General features: G+C 74.1%; 26 protein-coding genes and 2 riboswitches. Of the genes, 18 read left to right on the top strand and 8 right to left on the bottom strand.

Translation table 11 applies throughout. The annotated features are described in order from the left end of the window. Window positions 1-13 precede the first annotated feature (13 nt). Window positions 14-113, top strand: a riboswitch (SAM riboswitch). 80 nt (window positions 114-193) lie between these two features. From thrC to VG869_08250, 3 genes are all read left to right on the top strand, one after another. Continuing rightward, the gene (thrC, locus tag VG869_08260) at window positions 194-1,429 is read left to right on the top strand and encodes a threonine synthase (protein ID HEV3451184.1); all 1,236 of its coding nucleotides are present in this window, start codon (window positions 194-196) and stop codon (window positions 1,427-1,429) included. 2 nt (window positions 1,430-1,431) lie between these two features. Next, window positions 1,432-1,707, top strand: coding sequence for a ubiquitin-like small modifier protein 1 (locus VG869_08255; protein ID HEV3451183.1), 276 nt, complete (start codon window positions 1,432-1,434; stop codon window positions 1,705-1,707). A gap of 80 nt (window positions 1,708-1,787) precedes the next feature. Next, on the top strand, window positions 1,788-2,630 hold the full coding sequence (locus VG869_08250; protein ID HEV3451182.1) for a ZIP family metal transporter: 843 nt from the start codon (window positions 1,788-1,790) through the stop codon (window positions 2,628-2,630). Between the two features lies 1 nt (window position 2,631). On the opposite strand, the gene VG869_08245 is transcribed toward VG869_08250, so the two are convergent. Next, window positions 2,632-3,285: a metal-dependent transcriptional regulator gene (locus VG869_08245; protein HEV3451181.1), complete on the bottom strand. Its 654-nt coding sequence runs from the start codon at window positions 3,283-3,285 to the stop codon at window positions 2,632-2,634. Between the two features lie 154 nt (window positions 3,286-3,439). Here VG869_08245 and groL point away from each other — a divergent pair, with 154 nt between their 5' ends. From groL to VG869_08220, 5 genes are all read left to right on the top strand, one after another. Continuing rightward, window positions 3,440-5,074 (top strand): chaperonin GroEL, encoded by a 1,635-nt coding sequence (gene groL / locus VG869_08240; protein HEV3451180.1) that lies wholly within the window; start codon window positions 3,440-3,442, stop codon window positions 5,072-5,074. Between the two features lie 110 nt (window positions 5,075-5,184). After that, window positions 5,185-5,625 carry a hypothetical protein gene (locus VG869_08235; GenBank protein HEV3451179.1) on the top strand — a complete coding sequence of 147 codons (441 nt, stop codon included), beginning with the start codon at window positions 5,185-5,187 and terminating at the stop codon, window positions 5,623-5,625. 35 nt (window positions 5,626-5,660) lie between these two features. Then, window positions 5,661-6,452 (top strand): chlorite dismutase family protein, encoded by a 792-nt coding sequence (locus tag VG869_08230; GenBank protein HEV3451178.1) that lies wholly within the window; start codon window positions 5,661-5,663, stop codon window positions 6,450-6,452. 128 nt (window positions 6,453-6,580) lie between these two features. Further along, the gene (locus VG869_08225; protein HEV3451177.1) at window positions 6,581-6,943 is read left to right on the top strand and encodes a hypothetical protein; all 363 of its coding nucleotides are present in this window, start codon (window positions 6,581-6,583) and stop codon (window positions 6,941-6,943) included. 40 nt (window positions 6,944-6,983) lie between these two features. Next, the gene (locus VG869_08220) at window positions 6,984-7,664 is read left to right on the top strand and encodes an NUDIX hydrolase N-terminal domain-containing protein (GenBank protein HEV3451176.1); all 681 of its coding nucleotides are present in this window, start codon (window positions 6,984-6,986) and stop codon (window positions 7,662-7,664) included. A 1-nt stretch (window position 7,665) separates the two neighbouring features. Here VG869_08220 and VG869_08215 read toward each other — a convergent pair whose 3' ends face one another. The 3 genes from VG869_08215 to VG869_08205 are packed head-to-tail and all read right to left on the bottom strand — an operon-like array spanning window position 7,666 to window position 10,444. Next, window positions 7,666-8,193, bottom strand: a complete 528-nt coding sequence (locus VG869_08215; protein ID HEV3451175.1) for an orotate phosphoribosyltransferase — start codon at window positions 8,191-8,193, stop codon at window positions 7,666-7,668. Further along, window positions 8,193-8,693: a hypothetical protein gene (locus tag VG869_08210; protein HEV3451174.1), complete on the bottom strand. Its 501-nt coding sequence runs from the start codon at window positions 8,691-8,693 to the stop codon at window positions 8,193-8,195. The genes VG869_08215 and VG869_08210 overlap by 1 nt, the downstream gene beginning before the upstream one ends. Beyond that, a complete protein-coding gene (locus tag VG869_08205; GenBank protein ID HEV3451173.1) occupies window positions 8,690-10,444 on the bottom strand; it encodes an acyl-CoA dehydrogenase family protein in 1,755 nt (584 codons plus the stop codon). Before VG869_08205 ends, VG869_08210 begins: the two co-directional genes overlap by 4 nt. Window positions 10,445-10,515: 71 nt before the next feature. Between VG869_08205 and VG869_08200 the strand changes: the two genes are divergently transcribed. From VG869_08200 to VG869_08170, 7 genes are all read left to right on the top strand, one after another. Next, the gene (locus tag VG869_08200) at window positions 10,516-10,956 is read left to right on the top strand and encodes a hypothetical protein (protein ID HEV3451172.1); all 441 of its coding nucleotides are present in this window, start codon (window positions 10,516-10,518) and stop codon (window positions 10,954-10,956) included. Window positions 10,957-11,483: 527 nt separating this feature from the next. Continuing rightward, entirely contained in the window at window positions 11,484-12,890 is a 1,407-nt protein-coding gene (locus VG869_08195; GenBank protein HEV3451171.1) for a wax ester/triacylglycerol synthase family O-acyltransferase, read from the top strand. A gap of 5 nt (window positions 12,891-12,895) precedes the next feature. After that, on the top strand, window positions 12,896-14,314 hold the full coding sequence (locus tag VG869_08190; protein ID HEV3451170.1) for an amidase: 1,419 nt from the start codon (window positions 12,896-12,898) through the stop codon (window positions 14,312-14,314). 98 nt (window positions 14,315-14,412) lie between these two features. Continuing rightward, on the top strand, window positions 14,413-15,621 hold the full coding sequence (locus VG869_08185; GenBank protein HEV3451169.1) for an MBL fold metallo-hydrolase: 1,209 nt from the start codon (window positions 14,413-14,415) through the stop codon (window positions 15,619-15,621). A gap of 32 nt (window positions 15,622-15,653) precedes the next feature. Further along, a complete protein-coding gene (locus VG869_08180; protein HEV3451168.1) occupies window positions 15,654-16,208 on the top strand; it encodes a nuclear transport factor 2 family protein in 555 nt (184 codons plus the stop codon). A gap of 82 nt (window positions 16,209-16,290) precedes the next feature. Beyond that, window positions 16,291-17,181, top strand: coding sequence for a hypothetical protein (locus tag VG869_08175; GenBank protein HEV3451167.1), 891 nt, complete (start codon window positions 16,291-16,293; stop codon window positions 17,179-17,181). A gap of 57 nt (window positions 17,182-17,238) precedes the next feature. After that, a complete protein-coding gene (locus VG869_08170) occupies window positions 17,239-18,579 on the top strand; it encodes a M20/M25/M40 family metallo-hydrolase (GenBank protein HEV3451166.1) in 1,341 nt (446 codons plus the stop codon). 87 nt (window positions 18,580-18,666) lie between these two features. On the opposite strand, the gene VG869_08165 is transcribed toward VG869_08170, so the two are convergent. Together VG869_08165 and VG869_08160 are read right to left on the bottom strand one after the other, a co-directional pair. After that, the gene (locus VG869_08165) at window positions 18,667-19,557 is read right to left on the bottom strand and encodes a PAC2 family protein (GenBank protein HEV3451165.1); all 891 of its coding nucleotides are present in this window, start codon (window positions 19,555-19,557) and stop codon (window positions 18,667-18,669) included. Between the two features lie 29 nt (window positions 19,558-19,586). Beyond that, window positions 19,587-20,789 (bottom strand): CoA transferase, encoded by a 1,203-nt coding sequence (locus VG869_08160; protein HEV3451164.1) that lies wholly within the window; start codon window positions 20,787-20,789, stop codon window positions 19,587-19,589. A 48-nt stretch (window positions 20,790-20,837) separates the two neighbouring features. Next, window positions 20,838-20,911: riboswitch (Fluoride riboswitch) on the top strand. A 503-nt stretch (window positions 20,912-21,414) separates the two neighbouring features. Here VG869_08160 and VG869_08155 point away from each other — a divergent pair. Both VG869_08155 and VG869_08150 read left to right on the top strand, forming a co-directional pair. Next, the gene (locus VG869_08155) at window positions 21,415-22,182 is read left to right on the top strand and encodes an ABC transporter ATP-binding protein (GenBank protein HEV3451163.1); all 768 of its coding nucleotides are present in this window, start codon (window positions 21,415-21,417) and stop codon (window positions 22,180-22,182) included. Beyond that, window positions 22,182-22,970 (top strand): ABC transporter permease, encoded by a 789-nt coding sequence (locus VG869_08150; protein HEV3451162.1) that lies wholly within the window; start codon window positions 22,182-22,184, stop codon window positions 22,968-22,970. Before VG869_08155 ends, VG869_08150 begins: the two co-directional genes overlap by 1 nt. 44 nt (window positions 22,971-23,014) lie before the next feature. Here the strand turns inward: VG869_08150 and VG869_08145 are convergent, their stop codons facing one another. Further along, on the bottom strand, window positions 23,015-24,058 hold the full coding sequence (locus VG869_08145) for a phosphotransferase family protein (protein ID HEV3451161.1): 1,044 nt from the start codon (window positions 24,056-24,058) through the stop codon (window positions 23,015-23,017). A 54-nt stretch (window positions 24,059-24,112) separates the two neighbouring features. Then, on the bottom strand, window positions 24,113-24,460 hold the full coding sequence (locus tag VG869_08140) for a WhiB family transcriptional regulator (protein ID HEV3451160.1): 348 nt from the start codon (window positions 24,458-24,460) through the stop codon (window positions 24,113-24,115). 162 nt (window positions 24,461-24,622) lie between these two features. Here VG869_08140 and VG869_08135 point away from each other — a divergent pair, with 162 nt between their 5' ends. After that, the gene (locus VG869_08135; GenBank protein HEV3451159.1) at window positions 24,623-25,558 is read left to right on the top strand and encodes a LysR substrate-binding domain-containing protein; all 936 of its coding nucleotides are present in this window, start codon (window positions 24,623-24,625) and stop codon (window positions 25,556-25,558) included. Window positions 25,559-25,574 lie beyond the last annotated feature (16 nt).

Below are 25,574 nucleotides of genomic sequence, written 5' to 3'. Positions count from 1 at the left end.
TCCGGTCAGCACGCGCTCATCAAGAGCGGCCGAGGGACAGGCCCGTTGACGCCGCGGCAACCAGTTGCGATCCACCCGGACCGTAGCCAGGTGCCAATGCCTGACGATGAGCAGCCGAAGAGCGGTTCCTCCGCTCGAGGCGCTCGAAGAGCGCGTCGAGAAGGTGGCCTCGGCCACCGGAGAGGGAGGAACCATGGCCTTCGTCCACGCCCTGCGATGTCGTGAGTGCGGCCGCGCCTACGACGTCTCGCCCCGCTACGCCTGCGAGTGGTGCTTCGGCCCGCTCGAGGTCGCCTACGACGAGGACGCCGTCGCCGGCGCGGTGACCCGGGCCTCGATCGCCGCCGGGCCGCCCACCATCTGGCGGTACGCCGGCCTCCTGCCGGTCGACGAGCCCCCCGGCGGGATCCCCGTCGGCTGCACGCCGCTGCTGCGGGCCGACCGGCTCGCCGCCGAGCTCGGGCTCGGCGAGGTGTGGGTGAAGGACGACACGCGCAACCCCACCAACTCGTTCAAGGACCGGGTCGTGGCCGTCGCGGTGGCGAAGGCGCTCGAGTTCGGGTTGAAGACGATCGCCTGCGCCTCGACTGGCAACCTCGCCAACGCGGTGGCGTCGGCCGCGGCCCGGGTCGGCCTGCCGAGCTACGTGTTCGTTCCCGCCGACCTCGAGCCGGCGAAGATCGTCACCACCGCCGTGTACGGCACGAACCTCGTCGCGGTCGACGGCAGCTACGACGACGTGAACCGCCTCTGCGCCGAGCTCGCGGCCGAGCAGCCGTGGGCGTTCGTGAACGTCAACGTCCGCCCCTTCTACGCCGAGGGGTCGCGGACGCTCGCCTTCGAGACCGCCGAGCAGCTCGGCTGGCAGGCGCCCGACCACGTCGTGGTCCCGGTGGCCAGCGGCTCGCTGCTCACGAAGGTGCACCGCGGGTTCGAGGACCTGGTCCGGGTGGGGCTGCTCGAGGAGGCCGCGGTGCGGATCTCGGGAGCGCAGGCGGCCGGCTGCTCGCCCGTCGCCACCGCCTTCGCCGAGGGCAGCGACGCCATCCGCCCGCAGAAGCCGAACACCATCGCCAAGTCGCTCGCCATCGGCGACCCGGCCGACGGGTACTACGCCCTCGACACCGTGCGCCGCACCGGCGGCGCGCTGACGGCGGTCAGCGACGACGAGGTTCGGGCCGGGATCCGCCTCCTCGCCCGCACGGAGGGGATCTTCGGCGAGACGGCCGCGGGCGTGACCATCGCCTCGCTGCGGCGCCTCGCCGACGACGGCGTGGTGCGGCGCGACGAGCGGGTTGTCGTCTACGTGACCGGGCACGGCCTCAAGACGCTCGATGCGGTGAGCGGCGAGGTCGGCCCCGCGGCGACGATCGAGCCCACCCTCGCGGCCTTCCGGGCCGCCTTCCCGGGCGCCGCCGCGGAGGCCTGAGCGTGCCGGTGACAGTCCGGGTCCCCACCCAGCTGCGGTCCCTGACCGGCGGTGCCTCGGAGGTCGCCGTGGCCGGCGCCACCGTCGGCGCCGTCCTCCAGGCCCTCGACGCCGCCCACCCCGGCTTCGAGGAGCGCCTCTTCGACGACGGTGGTGGCCTGCGCCGGTTCGTGAACGTGTTCGTCGCCGACGAGGACATCCGCTTCCTCGACGGCGTCGCCACCCCGGTGCCGGAGGGGACCGTGGTGAGCATCGTGCCCGCCGTCGCCGGCGGTTGACCCGCCCTCACCACCGTAGGTAAGGTTGCCCTTACCTCCGAGGGCGGCCCGTTCGCCGCCAGCGGCAACGGAGCGGGGCCATGTCCACCGGCGAGATCACCCTCCTCGGCGCCCTAGCCGGCGTCACGATCTTCCTCGGGCTGCCGGTCGGCCGGGTCCGGGCCCTGCCGCCCATGCTCCGGGCCCTCCTCAACGCCGGCGCGGCCGGCGTGCTCGTGTTCCTCCTCGTCGAGACCGTGCACAACGGATTCGACCCGGTCCAGACCGCGGTGCGAGACGGCGCGTGGGGCGACGTCGTCCTCCGGTCGGCCCTGTTCGTCGCCGCCTTCGGGCTCGGGCTGCTCGGCCTCGTCTACTACGAGCGGCGCCTGAGCCGTCGCCGGGTGGTCCCGCCCCCGGGGCCCGGCGCCGCCAGGCTCGACGCCGTCGCCGCGCCGGTCGGCTCGCCGGCCGACCCCCGGTCGGCGACCCGGCGGCTCGTCGTGTTCATCGCGGCGGGGATCGGCCTGCACAACCTCGCCGAGGGCCTCGCCATCGGGCAGTCGGCGGCGGCCAACAAGGTCAGCCTGGCCGTCCTGCTCGTCATCGGCTTCGGGCTCCACAACGCCACCGAGGGCTTCGGCATCGTCGCGCCGCTGGCGGCCGAGGCGGACCGGCCGAGCTGGGGGTTCCTCGGGTGGCTGGGCCTGCTCGGCGGTGGGCCCACCTTCGTCGGCACCCTGATCGGCCAGAGCGTGACGAGCACCGAGCTCGAGGTCGCCTTCCTGGCCCTGGCGGCCGGGTCCATCCTCTACGTGATCGTCCAGCTGCTGAGCGTCGCCTTCCGGCTCGAGCACGACCCCCGACACGTCATGTGGGGCCTGTTCGTCGGCCTGGCGCTCGGGCTGTTCACGGACCTCGTGCTCGTCGCCGCCGGCGTCTGACCTACTCGAGGGGGACGACGAAGGTCAGGCGGGCCACGTCGGCCGGGACCGTCGCCTCGCCGGCGTCGCTGCGGACCCGGGTCCCCTCGGCGCCGCTCCCGAGCACCGACGCCTGGGACCCCGGCACGAGCCGCGCCGCCGCGAGCAGCCGCAGGGCCCGGTCGTCGAGCTCGATCTTCTCGCTGATCCGCGCCACCAGCACCGGCCCGGCCGGCGCCAGCGCCAGCGGCACCGTGGGGCCGGTGTCGACCCGATGCGCCGAGCCGGGGATCGGGTTGCCGTGCGGGCACGTGGCGGGGTCGCCGAGCAGCTCGACCAGCTTCTGCTCCACGTCGGCCGAGATGGCGTGCTCCCACCGGTCGGCCTCCCGGTGGACCTTCTCCCACTCGAGGCCGATCACGTCCACGAGGAGCCGCTCGGCCAGCCGGTGCCGCCGCACGATCGAGGTCGCGAGGGCCCGGCCCCGGGCCGTGAGCCGCAGGCTGCGGTCGTCGAGGAGCTCGGCGTAGCCGTGCTCGACGAGCCGGTTCACCTGCTCGGACACCGCGGCGGCGGACAGGCCGAGGCGCTCGACGATCCGGGCCCGGATCGGGGTGACCCCCTCCTCCTCGATCTCGAGGATGGTCTCGAGGTACTCCTCGGTGGCGTCGTGCATCTCGGCCACGGGCGCAGCGTAGGGCGCCCCGCCCGGGCCAGGGCCGGGCCCGGCATTTGCACTCTCGGGCGCTGAGTGCCAGAATTCTGTTAGCACTCGCACACGCCGAGTGCCAACGTTCGAAACTCGACCCCGACCCGCAAGGGGAAGCCAGATGCCCAAGCAAATCGCCTACGCCGAGAATGCCCGCCGTGCGCTCGAGGCCGGGATGAACAAGCTCGCCGACGCCGTCCGGGTCACCCTGGGGCCGAAGGGGCGCAACGTCGTCCTGGAGAAGAAGTGGGGCGCCCCGACGATCACCAACGACGGTGTCTCCATCGCCAAGGAGATCGAGCTCGAGGACCCGTACGAGAAGATCGGGGCCGAGCTGGTGAAGGAAGTGGCCAAGAAGACCGACGACGTGGCCGGCGACGGCACGACGACCGCGACGGTCCTGGCCTGGGCGCTGGTGCGGGAGGGGCTGCGCAACGTGGCCGCCGGCGCCAACCCGATGGTCCTCAAGCGGGGCATCGAGTCGGCGGTGGGTACCGCGGTGGACGCCATCGCGTCGTCGTCCCAGAAGGTGGAGACCGACAAGGCCCAGATCGCCAACGTCGCCGCCATCTCGGCCGCCGACGCCGAGATCGGCTCGATGATCGCCGAGGCCCTCGAGAAGGTCGGCACCGACGGCGTGATCACCGTCGAGGAGTCGCAGACCTTCGGGATGGAGCTGGACCTCGTCGAGGGCATGCGCTTCGACAAGGGCTACATCTCCCCGTACTTCGTGACCGACCCCGAGCGCATGGAGGCTGTCCTCGACGACGCCTACCTGCTCCTGGTCTCCTCGAAGATCTCGGCGGTGAAGGACCTGCTGCCCGTCCTCGAGAAGGTCATGCAGGGCGGCAAGCCGCTGGCCATCGTCGCCGAGGACGTCGAGGGCGAGGCCCTCGCCACCCTGGTCGTGAACAAGATCCGGGGCACGTTCAAGTCGGTGGCGGTGAAGGCCCCCGGCTTCGGTGAGCGCCGCAAGGCCATGCTCCAGGACATGGCGATCCTCACCGGCGGTCAGGTGGTCTCCGAGGAGGTCGGCCTGAAGCTCGAGAACATCGGCGTCGACCTGCTCGGCAAGGCCCGCAAGATCGTCGTCACCAAGGACGAGACCACGATCGTCGAGGGCGGCGGCAGCAAGGCCGACGTGCAGGGCCGCATCAACCAGATCAAGCAGGAGATCGAGAACACCGACTCCGACTACGACCGCGAGAAGCTCCAGGAGCGGCTCGCCAAGCTGTCGGGCGGGGTCGCGATCATCAAGGTCGGCGCAGCCACCGAGGTCGAGCTCAAGGAGAAGAAGCACCGCATCGAGGACGCGGTCCAGACCACGAAGGCCGCCGTCGAGGAGGGCGTCGTGGCCGGCGGCGGGGTGGCGCTGCTGCGGGCCCAGACCAAGGTGCTCGAGGCGGCCAAGAAGCTCGACGGTGACGAGGCCACGGGCGCCCGCGAGGTGGCCCGGGCCCTCGAGGAGCCGCTCAAGCAGATCGCCGTCAACGCCGGGTTCGAGGGCGGCGTCGTGGTCGAGAAGGTGAAGAACCTCACCGGTGACAACGGGCTCAACGCCGCCACCGGCGAGTACGAGGACTTGCGGAAGGCCGGCGTCATCGACGCCGCGAAGGTCACCCGCTCGGCGCTACAGAACGCGGCGTCGATCGCGGCCCTGTTCCTCACCACCGAGGCCGTCGTCGCCGACAAGCCCGAGGACAAGCCCGCGGCCCCGGCCATGCCCGGCGGCGGCATGGGGGACATGGACTTCTAATCTTCTGCCGAACAGGCGAGCACGACGACCGGGGCGCCCCGCACGGGGCGCCCCGATCGCGTCCGGCCCGGGTGTCACCGCTCCGACCGTCTCGGGTGCACACTGGGGTCGTGGAGGAAGGCCGCATCCGCTCGATCGTCCTGGCCAAGTGGTCGCCGTACGAGGCCGCGCTGCCCGACGTCCAGGTCCAGTTCCTCGATCGGGAGCCGTACCTCGACGCGGCCCGCCGCGACCAGCGGGTGCGCGAGGAGGTGGCCGCCGGCTGGTTCGGCGACTTCGACGAGGAGTTCCGCGACCCGGTGCTCGCCGACCCGGTCGCGGAGCGCGTGCTCGTGTGCCCGCCGATCATGCGCGACGTGGTCGCGCCCGAGCCGCCCCGCATCCAGCGGGCCTTCGTCGAGGGCGCCTTCTTGCGCCGCCTCTTCCGGCTGCTCGTCGACGGCGAGGGCTGGGAGGCCGACGCCCAGGTGCGCGCCGTGATGGCGCGTCACTTCCCGTTCCAGCTCGTCGCCGTCGAGGCCGTGGAGGGTCAGCCTCGAGGCGCCGCGTAGCATCGCGGCATGGCGCAGCACCCGACGACGGGGCCATGAGCGGCGAGCCGGTCGAGGCGTCGTCGGGCTGGGGCGTCCTCCACCTCTTCTACCGGGTCGACGCCCGCCGCGCCGAGGACGAGCCGAGCGGCGCCAAGCACGTCCTCGACGCGCTGGACCGCCTCACCGCCGACGGCACCCACCAGGCGCTGACCTTCGTCGTGCTCGGGCACAAGGCCGACCTCGGGGTCATGGCGCTCGGCCCCGACATGGCCCGTCTCGCCGCCTTCGAGCACGACCTGCAGCGGGCGCCCCTCACCCCGAGCTGGTCGTACGTCTCGCTCACCGAGCTGTCCGAGTACTCGGCCACCGAGGAGGACGAGCGGGCCCGGCTCGCCGCCGAGGAGGGCCTGACCGACCCGACCGCGGTCGAGGAGGGGCTGGCGGCCTGGCGGGAGCGCATCCACCACTACCGCGAGCAGCGGCTCCACCCCCGGCTCCCGGCCAAGCGGATGCTCTGCTTCTACCCGATGTCGAAGCGGCGGGACGGCGCCGACAACTGGTACCGGCTCGACTTCGCCGACCGCAAGCGCCTGATGGGCGGTCACGCCCGAGTCGGGCGCAGCTACGCCGGTCGGGTGCTCCAGCTCATCACCGGCTCCACCGGGATCGACGACTGGGAGTGGGGCGTCACGCTGCTCGCCGACGACCCCGCCGCGCTGAAGGAGATCGTGTACGAGATGCGCTTCGACGAGGTGTCGGCTCGCTACGCCGACTTCGGGCCCTTCGTCACCGGGCTGATCCTCGAGCCGGCGGAGGCGCTGCGGCGCGTGGGGCTCGAGGCCTGACCGACGACCGCGCCGCCGCCCTCGCCCGGCTGCGCGCCGCGGGGGCGGCGATCACCGCCGGGGTCGAGGCGCGGCTCGGCCCGTACCTGGTCGCACGCGCGGCGCGGATCCTCGACGCCTGGGGCTCGATGGCCGGGCCCGAGCGGTCCCGGGTCGACGAGCAGCTCGTGGCGGCGGCCGACGCAGCGACGCGTCGTGTCGTCCGTGAGCTCGGCACGCTGCTGGCCACCGACCCCGCGTCGCAGCGGGCCACGCCGCTCGAGGTCGTCCGGGGCGCCGCTCGTGAGCCCACCGCCGTGCTCGCCGCCATCGGCGTTCCCGCGGTGGTGCGCGACGAGTTCGAGGAACGCGCGCTCCCGGAGGACCGCTACGGCCTCGCCCCGCACGCGTTCGCCGATCTCGGCGACGAGGGGCTCGGGCCGCTCCAGCTCGCCTGGGGCCTGGCGAAGGCCTCGGCGCTGCGGGACGCGGCGACCGGAGCCGAGCCGTAGCGCCGGCTGGCGCCCGATCGCACCTCGCTAGGGTGCGCGTGTGAGCGACCCCGACGCGGTCTCGTCGGTGGACCTGCTCCGCTGGGCCGAGACCCTGTCGGGGATCGCGCGCACCGGCCTCGGGTTCACGCAGAGCCTCTACGAGCGCGAGCGCTTCCAGGAGGTGCTGAAGGTGGCGGCGGACATCCGCGCCGCGGCGCGCCAGGAGGCCGCGGCCGATGCCCTCTACGAGGAGTGGCTGGCGAGCGTCGGCGAGGGCGTCGCCGGGTACGTCACCCCGAAGGTGGCGGTGGCGGCCGTGGTCGGCAACGACGCCGGCGAGATCCTCCTTACCCAACGCGCCGACTCCGGGGTGTGGCTGTACCCCGTCGGATGGGCGGACGTCGGCTACTCCCCCTCGGAGGTCGCGGTGAAGGAGGTGTACGAGGAGACCGGCATCGAGGTGGAGCCGGCGTCGCTCATCGCCGTGTTCGACGGGCTCCGCCTCGGGTTCGCTCGCCTGCCGCTCTACTCGCTCGTCTTCCACTGCCGGATGGTTGGAGGCACGCTGCGCGCCCATCCCCTCGAGACCCAGGCGGTCGGGTTCTTCGGACGCGACAACCTGCCGTGGCCGCTGGCCGGCGGCGCCCGATGGCTCGACACCGCGTTCGCCGCCCTCGCCGGCGAGGTGCGGCCGGCCGACTTCGACCCGCCCCGCACTCCGCCGTGGCGGACCGACTGAGTCAGCCCTGCGCCGCCTCCAGCTCGCTCATGGTGAAGAGCGGACGGCCCTCCACCCCGATGGCCGCCAGCGCCGCCGCCCCACCCGCTTCCCGGTCGATGACGCAGAGCGCGTGCTCGACGACCGCGCCCCGGTCCCGCAGGTCGAAGCACGACCGCACCACCTGGCCGCCCGAGGTCACCACGTCCTCGACGACCGTCAGGCGCCGACCCACCACCTCGCCCCCCTCTGCGAGCCGGCAGGTCCCGTAGGTCTTCGCCTCCTTGCGGACGAAGAGGGCCGGGAGGCCCGTGACCTGAGACAGCTGCACCGCCAGCGGCACGCCGCCGAGCTCGAGGCCCGCGAGCGCGTCGGTGTCGTGCGGCACGAGGGGCGCGAGCGCCTCGGCGACGGCGGCCAGCAGCGGCGGGTCGCTCTCGAAGCGGTACTTGTCGAAGTACTGGTCGCTGGTCGCGCCCGACCGCAGCGTGAACTGACCGGTCAGGTGCGACACCGCGTAGATCGCGCGCGCGAGGTCGTCCCGGTCCATCACGGCCCCCGGCCCAGCTCCTCGAGCAGCATCCCGACCAGCGACGTGGCCCGACGCGATCGCTCCCACTCGTCGCCGATGCGCTCGTGGTCGACCAGCCCCGCCGACGCCGGCGCGGTGCCGAGGCGGTCGCGCGCCGCTGCCGCGAGCACCGCCGGCTCGATCTCCTCGCCGTCGGCGGGGAAGCACTCGAGACCGTCCCACAATGACGACAGGGCCCGACCTGTCCCGCCGAGCGGCAGCGCGTCGGCGGGGGAGCCGGCGCGCAGCGCGGTCACCGCCACGTCCCACAGGTCGTAGTGCGACACGTGCCGGGGCGGCTCGTAGCCGGCCACCGGGTGCAGCCGCCACTCCAGGCGGGCGCCGCCGGGGCCGTCGTCGGTCAGCCAGGTCTGCGTCCCGTTCACGTAGCCGTCGATCGGCGGACCGAGCCGGTCGTCGAGGGCGAGGACCAGCGACGCCGAGATCGGCCAGACTGCCGCCGGCGAACGCGGGCTCACGCGGCCGCGGCGGCAGCGCGCTCGATCGGCCCGTAGCGCGTGAGCGGCTCGAAGAGGTCGACGACGGTCCGGTCGTCGTCGAGGATGCCGCGCGCCCGCGGCGGCGCCAGACGGGCCCGGGCGAAGCACCGCGCCACGACCGCCTTGCGCGCGTCGTCGCGGGCCAGCGACCACGTCGCCTCGTCGAGGAGCAGCGCGCCCTCCGCCAGGTCGGCGAGGAGGTGGGTGAGGCGGCGGCAGTGGAGCAGCTGGAGGTCGTTCGGCGCGCTCATCACGTGCGCGACCGCCTCGCGCGCCTCGACCAGCGTGCCCGCCACCGCGTCGACCGCGGGCGCGAGGACCGGCGCGGGATCGGCGCCGAGCAGCGCCCGATCGACCCGGGCCAGGAGCGCCTCGTGGGCGCCGTCGGTGCCCATCGCCCGGCGAACGTCGAGGCAGCAGATGTTCTCGGTCCCCTCCCAGATGGTGTGGCACTGGGCGTCGCGCAGCTGGCGGGCCATCGGCCAGTCCTCCATGTACCCGTTGCCGCCGAACACCTCGAGCGCCTGGCTGGCGGCACCGATCGCCTCGCGGGTGGCGCGGACCTTGGCCAGCGGCACCAGGATGCGGCGCAGCCGTCGCCCCTCGTCCTCCCCGACGGGCCCGCGCGTCGCCGCCGCGCACTCGTAGGTCAGGGCCGCCGCCGCCTCGAGGCCCACCAGCAGGTCGACCAGCGTCTCCCGGACCAGTGGGTACCGGTCGATCCGCTGGCCCCACTGCTCGCGCCGCGACGCGTAGATCGCCGCCTCCAGAAAGCTGCGCCGGTGGATGCCGAGTCCCATCACGGCGACGCCGAAGCGGCTGCCGTTGACCATCTCCATCATCGTGCTGAGCCCGCGAGTCGACGCCTCGCCGCCGTCGGTCCGAGCCGTCGGCGGGCGCGCCATCCAGGCCTGCGCCCCCTCGAGGGTCACCTCGGCGGTCGGCACCCCCGTGGTCCCGAGCTTCGGCTTCAGCCGCTTGATCCGGAACCCGTTCGCGGTGCCGTCGGGTCGCAGCCTCGGCACGATGAAGGTGGCGAGCCCTCTCGCGCCCGCCGGGGCGCCGTCCGGTCGGGCCAGCACGATGAACACCTCGGCGTCGACGTTCGAGCAGAAGTGCTTCTCGCCGTGCAGCCGCCACTCGCCGCCGTCGGGCACGGCCCGGGTCGTGTTGGCGCCCACGTCGCTGCCGCCCTGACGCTCGGTGAGGAACATGCCGCCCTCCCAGGCCGTCGCGGGGTCGACGCTCGTCAGGCGGGTCACCAGCTCGTCGCGCACGTCGTCCGGCGCGAAGCGCTCCACGATGTCTGCCGCGCCGGCCGTCATCCCCAGCCCGCAGTAGATGGCGGTCTCCGCCTGGCACACGAGGTAGGCCAGCGACGCCGTGAGCACCGCGGGGACCGGACGACCGGCGTGGGCCGCCAGGCCGGTGAACCCCGCGCGCACGAGGTCCTCCTTGCTCGCCAGCCACGTCGGATGATGCTCGACCGTGTCGACTTCCTGACCCCAGCGGTCGTAGCGGCGGAGCACCGGACCGTGCTTGTCGGTCACCTCGGCGCGCCGGGCCAGTTCGCCGCCGCACAGGACGCCGTACCGCGCCACGTGCTCCTCGGCGAACGCCCGGTCGTCGGCGTCGGGTAGCAGGCGGTCGAGCAGCGAGGCCAGGTTCGGGTCCAGCGCGTACCAGTCGAGACCGATCGCGCTCTCGTAGTTCGCGTAGTCGGGAAGCACGACCCGAGGGTACCGTGCCCCGCATCCGAGGATCGGAGGAGCGGTTGCGAAGGAGCGCGGCAGCCGGGGCCGTGGCGGTCCTCCTCGCAGCCTGCGGTGGCGGTGGACCCGGCAAGGCGCTGAGCCAGTCCCAGCTGATCGCCAAGGTCAACGCTGAGTGTCAGCACCTCCAACGGGCGAGCACCGACCTGGTGAACGCCCAAGACCCGACCGCGAAGGGCGCGCGCGTGGCGCGCTACCTGCACGCGGCGGCGTCCGAGCTGCGTGGCCGCGCCCAGGCCATCGGCGCGCTGAACCCGCCCGCCTCTCGCGTCGGCGAGATCCAGCGGTTCGCGTCGCTGCTCGGCCGCTACGCCGACCAGCTCGACGCGCTCGCCGACCGCACCCGGTCCGGCGAGGGCTACAACGACCTGCTCACCCGCAGCACCGGCCAGGTCAACGTGCTCAACGGCCTCTCCGACCAGGCCAACAGCATCGCCGCCGCCCTCGGCTTCACGGCCTGCGCCACCTGAGCGCGAGGTCACGGCGTGGCCGCGCCCGTGTCCCGGTGACGTCCCCAGAAGCCATCACCCGACGCCTGGAAGCGGCCAAACGCGACATCACGACGTCCCCGCGAAGGCGCGGACCGCCGGGATCGGACCCAGCTCGCGTGCACGGCTGGGGCCCCTGTGGTTCCTGGGACCGGTCACAGCCCGGGGCGAGCCCGACGCCAGCCGGGCGGCGGCAACGACGGGAGGTGCGACGACGCGACACCGCTGATCAAGCACACGACGGCGCACCGCGACGAGATGACCCTTGCGCTCGCGGCGAACCTCCACGAAGATGCTTTCGGCATGGCGACCGCCCGGCACGGTCGCCCTCGGTCGCCCGGGCCGGCTCCCGCGCCGAGCGGTCACTGCCCAGCCCCACCGCCGCGGGAACGGCCGGGCTAATGGGGCGCCCCGTTGAGCCGGACGTTGCCCAGCCGACTCCGGGGCGCCCCGCTTCCGCTTCGCGTGACGCGCTGGCCGGGCCGGGGTCCGACCCATAGCCTGCGTCCGTGCCTCACGAGCGGCTGAGCGCGCTCGACGCCAGCTTCCTCCACCTCGAGACGCTCGAGACGCCGATGCACCACGGCGCCCTCGCGGTCTTCGAAGGCGAGCCGTTCTTCGGGCCCGAGGGCCGCTTCCGGCTGGCCCGCGCGCGCGACCACGTCGCGGCGCGGCTCGAACGGATCCCGCGGTTCCGCCAGCGAGTGCAGACCGTGCCCCTCGGCGCCGGGCAGCCCATCTGGGTCGACGACGATCGCTTCGACATCTCCTACCACGTCCGGCTCACGGCGCTGCCGGCTCCGGGCGAGCGGACGCAGCTGCTCACCCTCTTCGAGCGGCTCCAAGCCCAGCTGCTGGACCGGAGCCGCCCCCTGTGGGAGCTGTGGTTCGTCGAGGGGCTCGACGGCGGCAACGTCGCCCTGGTCCAGAAGACCCATCACGCCCTCGTCGACGGGGTCTCCGGCGTCGACGTCGCCACCGTGCTCCTCGACGTCCACCGCGACGCCGCCGGCCCGGTGAGGCTGGCGCCGTGGCAACCAGAGCCCGCCCCCCGGCCGGCGCGACTCCTCCTCGACACCGTCCGCGAGCAGGTCGACCAGCTCGGCGAGCTCGCACGCGGCGCCCAGCAGGCCGCCGAAGACCCCAAGCCGCGAGCCGAGCGGGTGGCGCGGCTCGCCCGCGCCGTCGCCACGCTCGCCGACCACGGTCTCGTCGCCCCGCGCACCTCGCTGAACCGCGTCGTCGGGCGCGGCCGCCGCTTCGGCTCGGTGCGCCTGCCGCTCGACGAAGTCAAGGCGGTGCGGGCGGTCGAGGGCGGCACCGTGAACGACGTCATCCTCGCCGGCGTCGCCGGCGGGCTCGGGCGGCTCCTGGAATCCCGCGGCGAGCTCACCCCCGAGCTGACCCTCAAGGCCTTCTGCCCCGTGTCGGTGCGCGACGACGACGACCACCTCCGCCTCGGCAACCGGCTGTCGGCCATGTTCGTGCCGCTGGCGGTCGCCGAGCGCGACCCGCGGCGTCGCCTGGCCCAGGTCCGCGCCGTCACCGAGGACCTCAAGGCTCGCGAGCAAGCCGTCGGCGCGGCGGCGCTGTTCCACGTCACCGAGTACCTCGCCCCGACGCTGCTGGGGCTCGGCGCCCGCCTCGCCGAGCACCAGCCGTTCTGCAACCTGGTGTGCACGAACGTGCCCGGGCCCCAGGTCCCCCTCTACGCGATGGGCGCCCGCATGCTCGAGGCCTACCCGATGGTGCCGCTGGCCAAGAACCTCAACCTCGGCGTCGCCATCCTCTCGTACTGCGGGCACCTCCACATCGGCCTCCTCGCCGACCGCGACCTGTGGCCCGACCTCGAGGTCCTCGAGGCCGGCCTCGAGGAGGCCTTCGCCGAGCTCCACAAGGCGGTGACCGAGCGATGAGCCTGATGGGCCGGGACGCGTGGGAGCTGGCCGACGAGGTCCGGGCCGGCGCGCTGGCCGCCACCGAGCTGCTCGACGGCTGCCTCGCGGCCATCGCGGCGCGCAACCCCGCCCTGAACGCGGTGTGGTTCCTCGACGCCGACGGCGCGCGGGCCCAAGCCGACGCCGTCGACGCGTCGGTCCGCTCGGGCGGCGACCCCGGACCCCTCGCCGGCGTGCCGATGGGGGTCAAGGAGCTGGCGAGCGTGGCCGGCTGGCCCGAGACGCACGCCACCCTCGCGTACCGCGACGCCGTCGCCGGCGCCGACAGCACCGAGGTCGCCCGCCTGCGCGGCGCCGGTGCCGTGCTCGTCGGGCTCACCACCGCGTCGGAGTTCGGCGCCGTGAGCTTCACGAACACCCCGATCCACGGCGTCACCCGCAACCCGTGGAACCCGGAGCGCACCCCCGGCGGATCGTCGGGTGGCTCGGCGGCGGCGGTGGCGGCCGGGATCTTCCCCGCCTGCACCGGCAGCGACGGCGGCGGCTCCATCCGCATCCCCGCGTCGTACTGCGGCCTCCCCGGGATGAAGACCACCTACGGACGAACCGGGGCGGGGCCCGGCCCCTACTCGTTCTCCATGACGTCGGTGCCCGGCCCCATCGTGCGCTCGGTTCGCGACGCCGCCCGGTACCTCGACGTCATCGCGGGGCCGACCGTCACCGACCCGACGTCGCTGGCACGACCGCCGGGCTCGCTCGAGGACGCGGTGACGAGCGGCGACGCGCTGGCCGCGCTGCGCGGTCGGCGCGTCGGCTGGTCGTCGACCCTCGGGTACGCCAGCGCCGAGCCGGCCGTCGAGGCGGTCGCTCACGACGCCGCCGCGGTGCTCATCGAGGAGGCGGGCCTCGAGCTCGTCGACGTGCCGGCGGTGTTCCCGAAGCCGGGGACGTCCTGGACCGTGCTCTCCATGCTCGACGACCTCGCCACGCACTACGAGGTGATGCGCGACCACGCCGACGAGCTCACCGACGTCATGCGCGCCGCGCTCCTCTCCTACGAGCGGCTCCGCCCCGAGGTGGTCCTGAAGGCGATCCGCGGTCGGCGAGCGGCCGTCGCCGCCGCCGCCCGGGTCTTCGAGGCCGTGGACCTGCTCCTCACCCCGACGACGCCGACGCCCGCGTTCGAGGCCGAGGGTCGCCTGTACGGGACGGTGAACGGCAAGGAGGTGTCGCTGGCCGGGCTCTCGGCCGCGTTCACGATGCCCTTCAACCTGAGCGGCCAGCCCGCGTGCAGCATCCCCGCGGGGACGGTCGACGGCATGCCGGTCGGGCTCCAGGTCGTGGCCCGCCGACACGAGGACGAGCACTGCCTGGTGGCGGCGGCGCTCCTCGAACGCGTCCGGCCGTGGCCGAGGCACGCACCCACCGCCGCCGCGTCCTGACCGCGCCGGTCCGCACGGCGCACGCGTGACACGCCTCGCGGTGCCCTGGTCGTGGCCGCCCCGGCCAGCGTGGCGACGGGGTTCAGTAGAATGAGCGGGTGACCGACGTCGCGCGTCGGCCGGGCGACTCGCCGACGCGAGCGTCCAGGCCGCGCAAGCAGGAGCAGGAGCCGGCCTCCGAGGAGATCACCGAGGTCGCACCGGGGATCATCCGGATGCAGCTCCCGATCTGGATGCCTGGCCTCGGCCACGTCAACACCTACGGGCTGCTCGACGACCGCGGCCTCGCCGTCGTCGACCCCGGCCTGCCCGGCCCGACGTCCTGGCGGGCCCTGAAGGCCCGGCTCAAGGCGGCCGGCTTCCGCCTGCGCGACGTCCACACCGTGATCGTCACCCACTCCCACCCGGACCACTTCGGCGGGGCCGGTCGCCTCAAGCGGGAGGCCGGCGCCGAGCTGATCGCCCACCGGGCCTTCACCACCTGGTCGCTGGACGAGAGCCGGCGGCGTCGGCACCTGCCCAGCGAGGAGGCGGCGCGGGAAGCGGAGCGCGTCGCCGCCGCCGCGGCCCAAGCCTTGGACCTCGGCGAGGAGATCCCGACCGTCGCCGACCACGACGACGACTACGCCGGCGACCCGCTCCGCGACAACCCGACCGAGCAGACCCAGGCCCAGTCGGTCCCGTGGGGCGGGGAGACGCCCTGGGGTGGGAGCCGCCACACCGGGCCGCCGCTCCGGCGCCGCCTCGTCATCCGCGCCCTGCGCTGGCTGTTCGCGCCCCCGGCGCCGACGCGGCGGGTCGTCCACGGCCAGCGGCTCGAGCTGGCCGGGCGGGAGTGGGTGTCGATCCACACGCCCGGCCACACCATCGACCACCTCTGCCTGTACGACCCCGAGCACGGCGTGCTGATCAGCGGCGACCACGTGCTGCCCACCATCACGCCCCACATCTCCGGCGTGGGGAACGGCGCCGACGCGCTGAAGTCGTACATCCAGACCCTCGACCTCGTCGCCGCCCTCGACGGGGTCACGCTCGGGCTGCCGGCCCACGGCCATCCGTTCGACGACGTACCCGGTCGCGTCGACGCCATCAAGCGCCACCACGACGAGCGGATGCGCCTCTTGCGCGACGCCTCCAAGCAGCTCGGAGCCGCGACCGTCGTTGAGCTCTCCCACGAGATCTTCCCGCGCAAGCACTGGGGCGTGATGGCCGAGAGCGAGACGTTCGCCCACCTCGAGCACATGGTCCTCGAGGGCGGCGTCGAGCGTTGGCGAGACGAGGGGCGGCTGCTCTACCGGGCGTCGTAGACGGCGACGCGCACCACGGGTACCGTGCCGTCGTGACCGCCATCGACCCCACCCTCACCTGGCGGGTCGTCGAGGCCCGCCTCGCCGCCGAGACCGACGCCCGGCGCCGGGCCCTCCTCACCAACCTGCTCGCCCACATGCACGCCGAGGCGGCGGGCGACCTCGACGCGCTGCTCGCCACCCTCGCCCCCGACCCGCAGTACCACCAGTGGGGCGCGGTGCCCACCGACGCCGGGCCGAAGGGGCGCGCCGCCGTGACGTCGTTCTACCGCGACTACATCGCGTCCGGCGCCACGAACCTCGAGTACGACGTCGAGCGGCTCGTCGTCGACGACGACTGCATCGCCACCGACGGCGTGATGCGGATCGTGTACCCGGGTCGGGCCCTGCAGGCCGCCGGTCGCCCCGTCGACGACCCCGACGCGCACTACCTCTACGAGACGCGGATGGGCGTCTTCTACCCCTACGACAGCGAGGGTCGCATGCTCGGCGAGGACACCTACGTCGGCCGGGACGGCTTCGCGACCCTGCGTCGCCTCGACCCCGACGAGCTGCCGGCCGCGCTCCGCCCCGCGCCGACCGGGTAGCCCCCCTCGCGCGGTCGTGGTCCCGGCCCGAGATCGGCCGGCGAGGCGGTCACCGCGGACGTCGCCCGTCGCGGCCGTCACCGTGCTCGTCGCGCTGGTCGGCTGGGGTGCCGTGTCGTCGCCGGTGCCCGGCGCCGCGCCGGCCCGCCCGGCCCCGAAGCCGGTGACCGTGGCGAGCACCCAGACCCTCGTCGACGCCGCCCGGCAGCGCACCCTCGTCACCACCTTCACCTTCGTGCGAGCCGCGCACCGCGCCGGCCCGCTGCCGCTGCTCGTGTTCCTGCACGGCTACGACCAGACCCCCGCCGACTACCACGCCCTTCTCACCGCGTGGGCCTCGGCCGGGTACCTGGTGGCGGCGCCGACCTTCCCGCGCACCAGCCACGACGCCGCCGCGGGGCTCGACGCCTCCGACTACGCCAACGAGCCCGCCGACGTCCGCTTCGTGATCGACGAGACGCTCGCCGAGAGCGCGGCGCCGACCGGCACCCTCGCCGGCCGCGTCGACGCGACCCGCGTCGGGGTGGCCGGCCACTCGCTCGGCGCCGAGGTCGTCCTCGGACTCCTGAACCGTTGCTGTCGCGACCCCCGCCTGCGCGCCGCGGTGTCGCTCGCGGGCTCGGAGCAGTTCAACCCGGGTGTCCCGGCGTTCCCGCTCGGCGGCTACTTCGTCGACGGGCACGTCCCGCTGCTGCTCGTCCACGGCGACGCCGACACCGAGAACCCGTACGACCGCAGCGTCACCGCGTTTGCGGGCGCGACGCCACCCAAGTTCTTCGAGAGCCTCCACGGCGCCGGTCACCGTACGCCGTACCAGGCGTCACCCGCTGACGACGCCACCGCGCGCGTCGTCACGCGCACCACGGTCGACTTCCTCGACGTCTACCTCAAGGGCGACCCGCGGGCGCTCCCTCGCCTCGCCCGGGACGGCAGCGTCCGGGACGTCGCGTCGCTCCAAGCGGTCCCGAGCTGACGCGTCCGAGCCCGTCCCCTCGGGGCCGCTCGGACCGTCCGGGTACCCTGGCCTGCCGTGAGCGCCGACCGGGCGGACACCACGGCCGAGACCACCGACCTCCTGCAGGTCCTGATCCGGAACGCGTGCGTGAACGACGGGCGTGTCGAATCGGGGGCCGAGTTCCGCAGCGTGGACGCGCTCGAGGCCTACCTCGGCACCGCCGGGCTCGAGGTCGAGCGCTACGAGCCCCAGCCCGGACGGACCAGTCTCGTGACGCGCATCGAGGGCAGCGACCCCAAGGCGCCGAGCCTCCTGCTGATGGGCCACACCGACGTCGTGCCGGTGAACCCCGACGGCTGGAGCCGGGACCCGTTCGCGGCCGAGCTCGTCGACGGGTTCGTGTGGGGCCGCGGGGCCGTCGACATGCTGAACATCACCACGTCCCAGGCCGTGGCCGTGCGCCACCTGGCCCAGTCCGGGTTCACGCCGCGCGGGACCCTCATCTACCTGGCGGTGGCCGACGAGGAGGCGCTCGGCACCTGGGGCGCCAAGTGGCTGGTCGAGCACCAGCGCGACGTGGTCTACGCCGACTACGTGCTCACCGAATCCGGCGGCTACCAGATGCCCGCGGGCGACTCGGTGCGACTGCCGGTGCTCACGTCCGAGAAGGGGACCCTCTGGTCGAAGCTCCGGGTCCGGGGGACGCCCGGGCACGGCTCGCAGCCGTTCCGCACCGACAACGCCCTCGTCACCGCGGCCGAGGTCGTGCGGCGCCTCGCGGCCTACCAGCCCGAGGCGCACTTCGACGACGTGTGGCGTCGCTTCGTCGAGGGCATGGAGTACCCGCCCGAGCTGCGCCGGGCGCTCCTCGACCCCGCCGAGCTGCCCGGGGTCCTGTCCGAGCTGCCCCTCGGCATGTCCCGGATCGTGCACGCCTGCACCCACACCACGTTCGCGCCCACGGTGGCGCGGGGCGGAACGAAGACCAACGTCATCCCGGACCTCGTCGAGCTCGAGGTCGACATCCGAACCCTGCCCGGCCAGACCGGGGAAGAGGCGCTGGCCGAGCTGCGCGAGGCGCTCGGAGACCTCGCCGACCGGGTCGAAGTCGAATCGAACGACGACCCGTCGACGGCCTCGCCGATCGACACGCCGCTCTGGGACTCGCTCGCCCGCGTCACGGGCCGACTGGTGCCCGGGTCGGGGCTGGTGCCGTTCCTGATGGTCGGCGGCACCGACAACCGGTTCTTCCGCCGCGCCGGCTCGGTCGGGTACGGGTTCGCGCTGTTCTCGCGGCGGCTGTCGTTCGAGGATTACGCCACCATGTTCCACGGCAACGACGAGCGGGTCGACGTCCAGTCGCTCGGGCTGTCCGAGGCGCTGTGGGAGGCCGTGGCCCGCGACCTGCTCGACTGAATCCGGGCCGCTCGAGCGCAGCTCGCGCGACGGGCACGGCGGGCCGCCGGCCACCCGCCGCCGCGCCGTCGACGGGAGCGCCGCTGGTCAGCCGTCGTCGCGCTGCTCGCGGAGGAACCGCTCCACCTCGCGAGCCAGCTCGTCACCACTGGGCAGACGACCCCACGATTTGTCGGACACCCCGCCGTCGGCGGTCGCCTCGGAATCGAAGCGCTCCTCGAGCGTGGAGACGTAGTTGCGGACGTCGTCGTCACCCGACGCGACCTCGTCGACCTTCTCCCGCCAGGCCCGAGCCGTGCCCTCGAGGCGGGCCAGGTCGACCTGCAGGCCGGCCAGGCCGGCGAAGCGCTCGAGGAGGGCGAGCGTCGCCGGTGGGTTCGGGGGCGCCGCCAGGTAGTGCGGGACGGGGGCCCAGAGCGAGACCGACGGCAGCCCCTCCGACCGGCAGTAGTCGTTGAGCACCCCGACGATGCCCGTGGGGCCCTCGTACCGCGACTGGGCCAGGCCGAGGCGCGTGATGAGGTCGGTGTCGGTGGCGGTCCCGGTGACGCGCGCCGCGCGCGTGTGCGGCACGTCGGCCAGCAGGGCCCCGAACGTGACCACCATCTCGCAGCCGGTCTCCTGGGCGATCGTCGCGACCGCCCGACAGAACGAGCGCCATCGATAGCTCGGCTCGATCCCTCGCAGCACCACCAGGTCGCGCTCCTCGTACCCGACCGCGAAGAACAGGTTCTCGGGCCAGGTGATCTGGCGGGTGACGCCCTCGACCAGCGACACCTGCGGCCGCCGCGACTGGAAGTCGAAGTGCTCCTCGGGGTCGATCGAGGCGAACCGGGTGGCCCGGCCGTGCTGGGTGAGCCAGCCGGCAGCGCTCGAGGCCGCGTCGGCGGCGTCGTTCCATCCCTCGAACCCGGCCACGAGGAGCGGGCGCCGCAGCGCGCGCTCGGGCTGCTGCTCCCAGGTCAGGCCGTCCGCCATCCGGTCACGTTAGGTCGCCGCCGGCGGGCTCACGCGACCGCCCCCGCCTGGCGCAGCGTCAGGATGTCGTCGGCGTCGTAGCCGAGCTCGCCGAGGACCTCGTCGGTGTGCTCGCCCGTCCCGGGCGCGGGCCGGCGGATCTCGGTCATCTCGTCGTCGAACTGCATCGGCGCGCACGCCAGCCGCACCCCGGCGCGGGTCGGGTGCGACGCCAGGTAGCCGTTGGCGAGCACCTGCGGGTCGTCGACGACCTCGACCGGGGACGCCAACGCCGAGAAGATGGTGTCCTCGCCCTCCAGCCGGGTCCGCAGCTCGGCCAGGGGGAGCGAGCCGATCCGCTCGGCCAGGCGCTCGTGCAGCGCCACCCGGTTGGCCGCCCGGGCCGCGGTGTCGGCGAACCGCGGGTCGTCGACGAGGCCCTCCAGGCCGAGGCCGCGACACGTCGGCGCCCAGTGGCGGGTGTCGTCGAGCATGTTGAGCAGGAGCCACCGTCCGTCGCCGGTGCGGTACGGGCCGACGAGCGGGTTCGGCAGCACCCCCGAGCCTCCGAACGGCTCGGGGTTCGTCCCGCGGATGGCGGTGGCGGTGAGATCCACGCTGAGCTGCCACACCGCCGTGTTCAGCAAGGCGACGTCAACGACCATGCCCCGGCCCGAGCGCTCGCGCCGGAACAGCGCCGCGGCGACCGCCCCGGCCAGCATCGCGCCGCTCGGCGCGTCGCCCATCGCACCGCGCTGCATCACGAGCGGCCCGCCGGGCGGGGTCAGCACGTGACCGAGCCCACCCCGGGCCCAGAACGAGACCGCGTCGAAGCCACCGTGGTCGGCGTCCGGCCCCCGCTGCCCCTGACCGTGGCCGCGGGCGTAGATGAGCCGCGGGTTCACGGCCCAGCAGTCCTCGGGCTGGACCCGCAGCTTCACGCGCGCCGACGGCAGGAAGTTCGTGAGCAGCACGTCGGCGTCGGCGAGCAGCCGGTCGAACACGGCGCGTCCCTCGGGGACACGCAGGTCCACCGCCACGCCCCGCTTGTTGCGGTTGTACAGCTCCCACAGGAAGTTCACGTCGCCGGTGTCGGCCACGAGGCCCGCGCCCATGATGGCGCGCAGCGGGTCGCCGCTCGGACGCTCGATCTTCACGACCTCCGCGCCCCAGTCCCCGAGCACGGCGCCGCACGACGGCACGAAGCCGTGCTCGGCCAGCTCCACCACCCGCACCCCGTCGAGCACGCCCACCGGGCCTCCCCTCCGCGACGATCGCCGGCCGCCATGCTGGCAGGTGGCCTGCGACGCGGCGATGGAGCTCGTCGAAACCGCCCGGCTGGTGACCGTGCCGGGCTGATGGGTCCTGACCGGACCCGGCGACGCGGGGAAGGCCCTGATGCGAGGCGAGCTCCGTCCGAAGCACGGCCTCGACACCCCGGGGCGAGACGTGCCGCCCGCCGACCCGGCGACGCCGGTGTCGACGGCACACCTGGGGGTCGGCGTCACCGGCGCGGCCCGTGGCTCGACGTGCTGATGGCGGTGGCGGTCGGCGGCGGGGCTGGGGGCGCTCGGCCGCTACGAAGCTCTCCGTCGCGATGCCCGCCCGCGCGGGCGCCTTCCCGTGGGCCGTGTTCATCGTCAACGTGGTTGGCGCCTCGGACTCGGGCTCGTCACCACGTTGGCGCCCGAGCGCTGGGCGCCGACGCGCTGGGTCCGGTCGCGGCTGAGCGTCGGGGTGTGCGGCGGCCTCACCACGTTCTCGACGTGGATGGTGGACGCCGTCCGTCTCGCCGATCGAGGGCGGGTCGCGACCGACCGTGGAGCCGCGGCCGGAAACGCGAGCGTCCGGGTGGCGGGCGTCTGCGACACTGGCGGGATGTCCGAGTCCGAGGCCGTCCTCTCCGCGCGCGGCCTCGTCAAGCAGTTCCGACGGGTACGTGCCGTCGACGGCGTCGACCTCCGGGTCGGCGGCGGTGAGCGGGTCGCGCTCCTCGGGCCCAACGGGGCGGGGAAGACCACGACGCTGCTGATGGTGCTCGGGGTGATCACGCCGGACGCGGGCGAGGTGGAGGTCGTGGGCCGACGGCTGCCCGGCCAGCGGAGCGCGGCGATGGAGCAGGTCGGCTTCGCCGCCGGCTACCTGCCCCTGCCGGAGCGGCTGCGGGTCCGCGAGTTCCTCGAGCTGTTCGCCGACCTCTACGGCATCGTCGACGGGCGGCAGGCGGTGGCGCGGGGCCTCGAGCGGTTCCGGGTCGCGTCGCTCGGGACCGTCATGGGCAACGAGCTGTCGTCCGGGCAGCGGACCCTGATCGGGATCGTGAAGGCGACGCTCCACCAGCCCCGGCTGCTCGTGCTCGACGAGCCGACGGCGTCCCTCGACCCCGACGTCGCGCACCGGGTCCGCAGCGGGCTCGAGCGGCTCTGCGCCGAGGACGGCACCGCGCTGCTCGTCACGAGCCACAACATGCAGGAGGTCGAGCGCCTCTGCACGCGCGTCGTGTTCGTCGCCGGCGGCCGGGTGGTGGCCGACGGACCGCCGGACGCGGTCGCGGCCCGGTTCGGGCGCACCGACCTCGAAGGCGTGTTCCTGCACCTCGCCGAGGGCGGGACCGAGCCGATCAGCGACGCCCGGGCGGTGTCGTGATGCGAGCCCAGCGGGTCCGTGCCATCGCCCGTCGCCAGAGCTTCGTGCTGCGGCGCGCCCCGCAACGCTGGTTCGACGTCATCGTGTGGCCGGTCGTCGACGCCATCCTCTTCGGCGCCATCGGCGTGTACTTCGGGCGGCAGCACGGGACCGCCGCCGCCAGCGCCGCGTTCCTGCTCGCGGGGATCGTGCTCTTCCACGTGGTGTTTCAGGCCGAGATCAGCCTCGCCACCGGCTTCCTCGAGGAGACCTGGTCGCGCAACCTGCTGAACCTCATGGTGACGCCGCTGACGGAGCTCGAGTACGGGGCCGGCGTGGTCCTGTTCGGGCTGGCGCGCCTCGCGATCGGGGTCACGGTCGTCGCGCTGGTGGCGCTGGCCCTCTTCGCCTTCGACATCACGACGCTGGGCCTCGCGCTCGTCCCACTCGTGGTGATCCTGCTCGCCGTCGGCTGGTCGGTGGCGCTCGTGGTGATCGGGCTCATCCTGCGCGTCGGGCAGGGGGCCGAGATCCTCACCTGGGGCTTCATCGCCTTCCTGCTGCCGATGTCCGGCATCTTCTACCCCGTGAGCGCGCTCCCGGGTGCCCTGCAGCCCGTGGCGCAGGCCCTGCCTACAACCCACGTGTTCGCGGCCGCGCGGGCCGTCGTCGTCGGGCACCCGCTGCCGTGGGACCAGGTCGGCCTCGGCGCGGTCGGCGCGGTCGCGGTCGGCGTCGCCTCGGTGTGGTTCCTCACCCGGATGCTCGCCACGTTCCGGCGCCGCGGGTTCATCAGCCGCCACGTCTGATGGCCCGCGCCTCGGTCACCGAGTACCAGGTGGCGGCGTGCGACTCACCCTCCTAGCGCGGCGTCGTCGGAGGCGTCGGCGAGGGCCAGGCCCTGCTCGGCGAGGTTCGTGACGGTGGCGCCCATGTCGGCGAACCCGTCGCCGAGCGTCTTGCCCATCAGGAACCGGGCCTGGATCCCCTCCACGATGATCGCCAGCTTGTACATGGCGAAGACCACGTAGAACGTGAGGTGCTCGACGTCGCGTCCCGAGCGCTCGGCGTACCGGGTGACGATCTCGTCGCGGGAGAGGAAGCCGGGGATGTCCCCGACCCCCTGGGCCGACAGCGTGGCCAGGTGCTCGTCGCCGCCCCAGTACACGAGGAGGAGCCCCACGTCGGTGAGCGGGTCGCCGAGCGTCGACATCTCCCAGTCGAGCACCGCCGCGATCCGCCCCGGGTCGCCTTGGGCGAGCATCGTGTTGTCGAGCCGGTAGTCGCCGTGCACGACGGCCGGGGGACCGGAGCCGGGCAGCGCGGCGTCGAGCCGGCGACCGAGCTCGTCGAGCGCCGGCAGCTCGCGCGTCTTGTTGGCCTGCCACTGCTTGCCCCATCGCGCCACGTTGCGGGCCAAGAACCCGTCGGGCCGTCCGAAGTCGGCCAGGCCCACGGCCTCGTAGTCCACCGAGTGCAGCGCCGCCAGCACGTCGACCAGGGCCTCGGAGCAGGCGCGCGCCTCGGCGGGATCGAGGGTCGCCATCTCCTCCTTGGTCCGCAGGATGCGGCCCTCGACGCGCTCCATCACGTAGAAGGGCGCCCCGATCAGCGCGGCGTCGTCACCGAAGGCGAGGACCTGGGGGACCGGCACCTCGGTGCCGGCCAGGGCTGACAGCACCCGGAACTCGCGGCGCATGTCGTGCGCGGTCTCGACCACGTGCCCGAGCGGCGGCCGGCGGAGCACCCAGGAGCGGGCGCTGTCGCTGATCACGTAGGTGAGATTCGAGCGCCCCCCGGCGATGAGCTCGGCCTCGAGGGGCGCGCCGCTCGCGCCCTCGACGTGCGCGGCGAACCAGGGTCGGAGCGCGGCCACGTCGACACCCTCGGGCGGCACGCCGGGCGAGGTTAGTGATGACGGGCCCGCACGGGCGGCGGGGCGCGCCCGCGCTCAGGCGACGCGCGACTCGCGGGGCTTCACCGGCTGGCCGTCGCCCTTCGGGTAGCGGGCGACGCGCCCGACCGGCATGTCGACCCGGTACCCGGCCGCGGCGCGCTCCTCCTCGGACTCGCCGCCCCAGTAGCCGTACTCGCGGTGCTCGCGGGCCCACTCGCGGCACGGCCCGAGGGCCGGGCAGGCCTCGCAGACCGCACGCGCCCGCTGCTCGCGCAGCACCCGGGTCTCGGGGCGCTCGCCGGCCGGGGCGAAGAAGAGGTTCGTCTGGCCGGTGCAGGCAGCCTCGGCGGTCCACGTCAGCGGGCCGGTGAAGATGAGGTTCGACACCGTGTCGAGGGCCAAGGCCGTCCTTTGCCAGGGGGCAGGCGCAGTGCCGGGGAGCCGACCCGGGGGGAGGTCGGCTCCCAGCGGCGTCTGCCCCTTCATCGTGCCCGAGGCCCGGCAATCTGTCCAACAGTCTCTACTGATCATTACCATCGAGTACAGCGATGCTACGGTGGCGGCGTGGAGCTCCGGCACCTCGACACCGTCCTCGCCATCGCCGAGCAGGGGTCCTTCACCGCCGCCGCCGACGCCCTGGCCACCGTCCAGTCGAACGTCTCGGAGCAGGTCCGCCAGCTCGAGGCCGAGCTCGGTGCCCAGCTGCTGACCCGCGGCCGCCGCGGCGCCACCCCGACCGAGTGCGGCGAGCGCGTCATCGACCGCGCCCGCCGGGTCCGGCGCGAGCTCGAGGCGCTTCGGGCCGACCTCTCGATGCTGCAGGGCCTCGAGGCCGGCCACGCCAGCTTCGGCACCGTCGGCACCGCGAGCCGCTGGATCGTGCCCCGCCTCGTCACCGAGCTCCGGGCCCGGGCCCCCGGCGTCCGCCTGCGCGTGAACGAGGGCGCGTCCGAGCGCCTCGTCACCGAGGTGCTCGCCGGCGAGCTGGCCCAGGCCGTCGTCACCGAGCCGGTCCACGAGCGCCGCCTGGTCGCCGAGACGCTCCTCGAGGAGGCCCTGGTCGGGGTGGTCCCGGTCGACGCGCCGCTCCCCTCGGGCCCCGTCCTCCTCGACGCCCTCGCCACCTACGGGCTCGTCCTGCCGCCGCGCGTCAACCCGCTGCGGGACGAGGTCGAGCACGCCGCGGCCGCGCGCGGCCTGACGCTGCCGGTCACGGTCGAGGTCGAGGGCATCCGGCTCATCGCCGACCTCGTCGCGGCCGGCGCCGGCGCCTCGGTGCTCCCCGAGACGGCGGTCCCGACCGAGCTGATCGGCGTGCGCACGGTGCCGCTCGCCGACGTGCCGCCGCGTCGCCTGGCTCTCGTCAGCGCGCGCGACTCGGCGCTCTCGCTCGCCGACCGGGCCGTGCGCGACTGCGTCCGAGGGCTCGTCGCGGCGAGCCCCGTCCACATCCGCTCCATGGTGGTCGGGGCCCCGCCGCTCGTCGGGACCGCTCGGTAACATCCCCGCGACGACG

The sequence above is a fragment of the Acidimicrobiia bacterium genome (genome assembly GCA_035948415.1).
GTDB lineage: Bacteria > Actinomycetota > Acidimicrobiia > IMCC26256 > PALSA-555 > PALSA-555.
The sequence above is the reverse complement of the archived record's forward strand: the minus strand, read 5'-3'. Positions and strand labels throughout refer to the sequence as shown.

Bases quoted from the DNA above. Each gene is read 5' to 3' on its own strand.
- VG869_08155 (HEV3451163.1), top strand. From the start codon at position 21,415: ATGTCCGAGTCCGAGGCCGTCCTCTCCGCGCGCGGCCTCGTCAAGCAG.
- VG869_08230 (HEV3451178.1), top strand. From the start codon at position 5,661: ATGAGCGGCGAGCCGGTCGAGGCGTCGTCGGGCTGGGGCGTCCTCCAC.
- VG869_08165 (HEV3451165.1), bottom strand. From the start codon at position 19,557: ATGGCGGACGGCCTGACCTGGGAGCAGCAGCCCGAGCGCGCGCTGCGG.
- VG869_08245 (HEV3451181.1), bottom strand. From the start codon at position 3,285: ATGCACGACGCCACCGAGGAGTACCTCGAGACCATCCTCGAGATCGAG.
- thrC (HEV3451184.1), top strand. From the start codon at position 194: ATGGCCTTCGTCCACGCCCTGCGATGTCGTGAGTGCGGCCGCGCCTAC.
- groL (HEV3451180.1), top strand. From the start codon at position 3,440: ATGCCCAAGCAAATCGCCTACGCCGAGAATGCCCGCCGTGCGCTCGAG.
- VG869_08190 (HEV3451170.1), top strand. From the start codon at position 12,896: ATGGGCCGGGACGCGTGGGAGCTGGCCGACGAGGTCCGGGCCGGCGCG.
- VG869_08250 (HEV3451182.1), top strand. From the start codon at position 1,788: ATGTCCACCGGCGAGATCACCCTCCTCGGCGCCCTAGCCGGCGTCACG.
- VG869_08215 (HEV3451175.1), bottom strand. From the start codon at position 8,193: ATGGACCGGGACGACCTCGCGCGCGCGATCTACGCGGTGTCGCACCTG.
- VG869_08225 (HEV3451177.1), top strand. From the start codon at position 6,581: ATGGCCGGGCCCGAGCGGTCCCGGGTCGACGAGCAGCTCGTGGCGGCG.
- VG869_08150 (HEV3451162.1), top strand. From the start codon at position 22,182: ATGCGAGCCCAGCGGGTCCGTGCCATCGCCCGTCGCCAGAGCTTCGTG.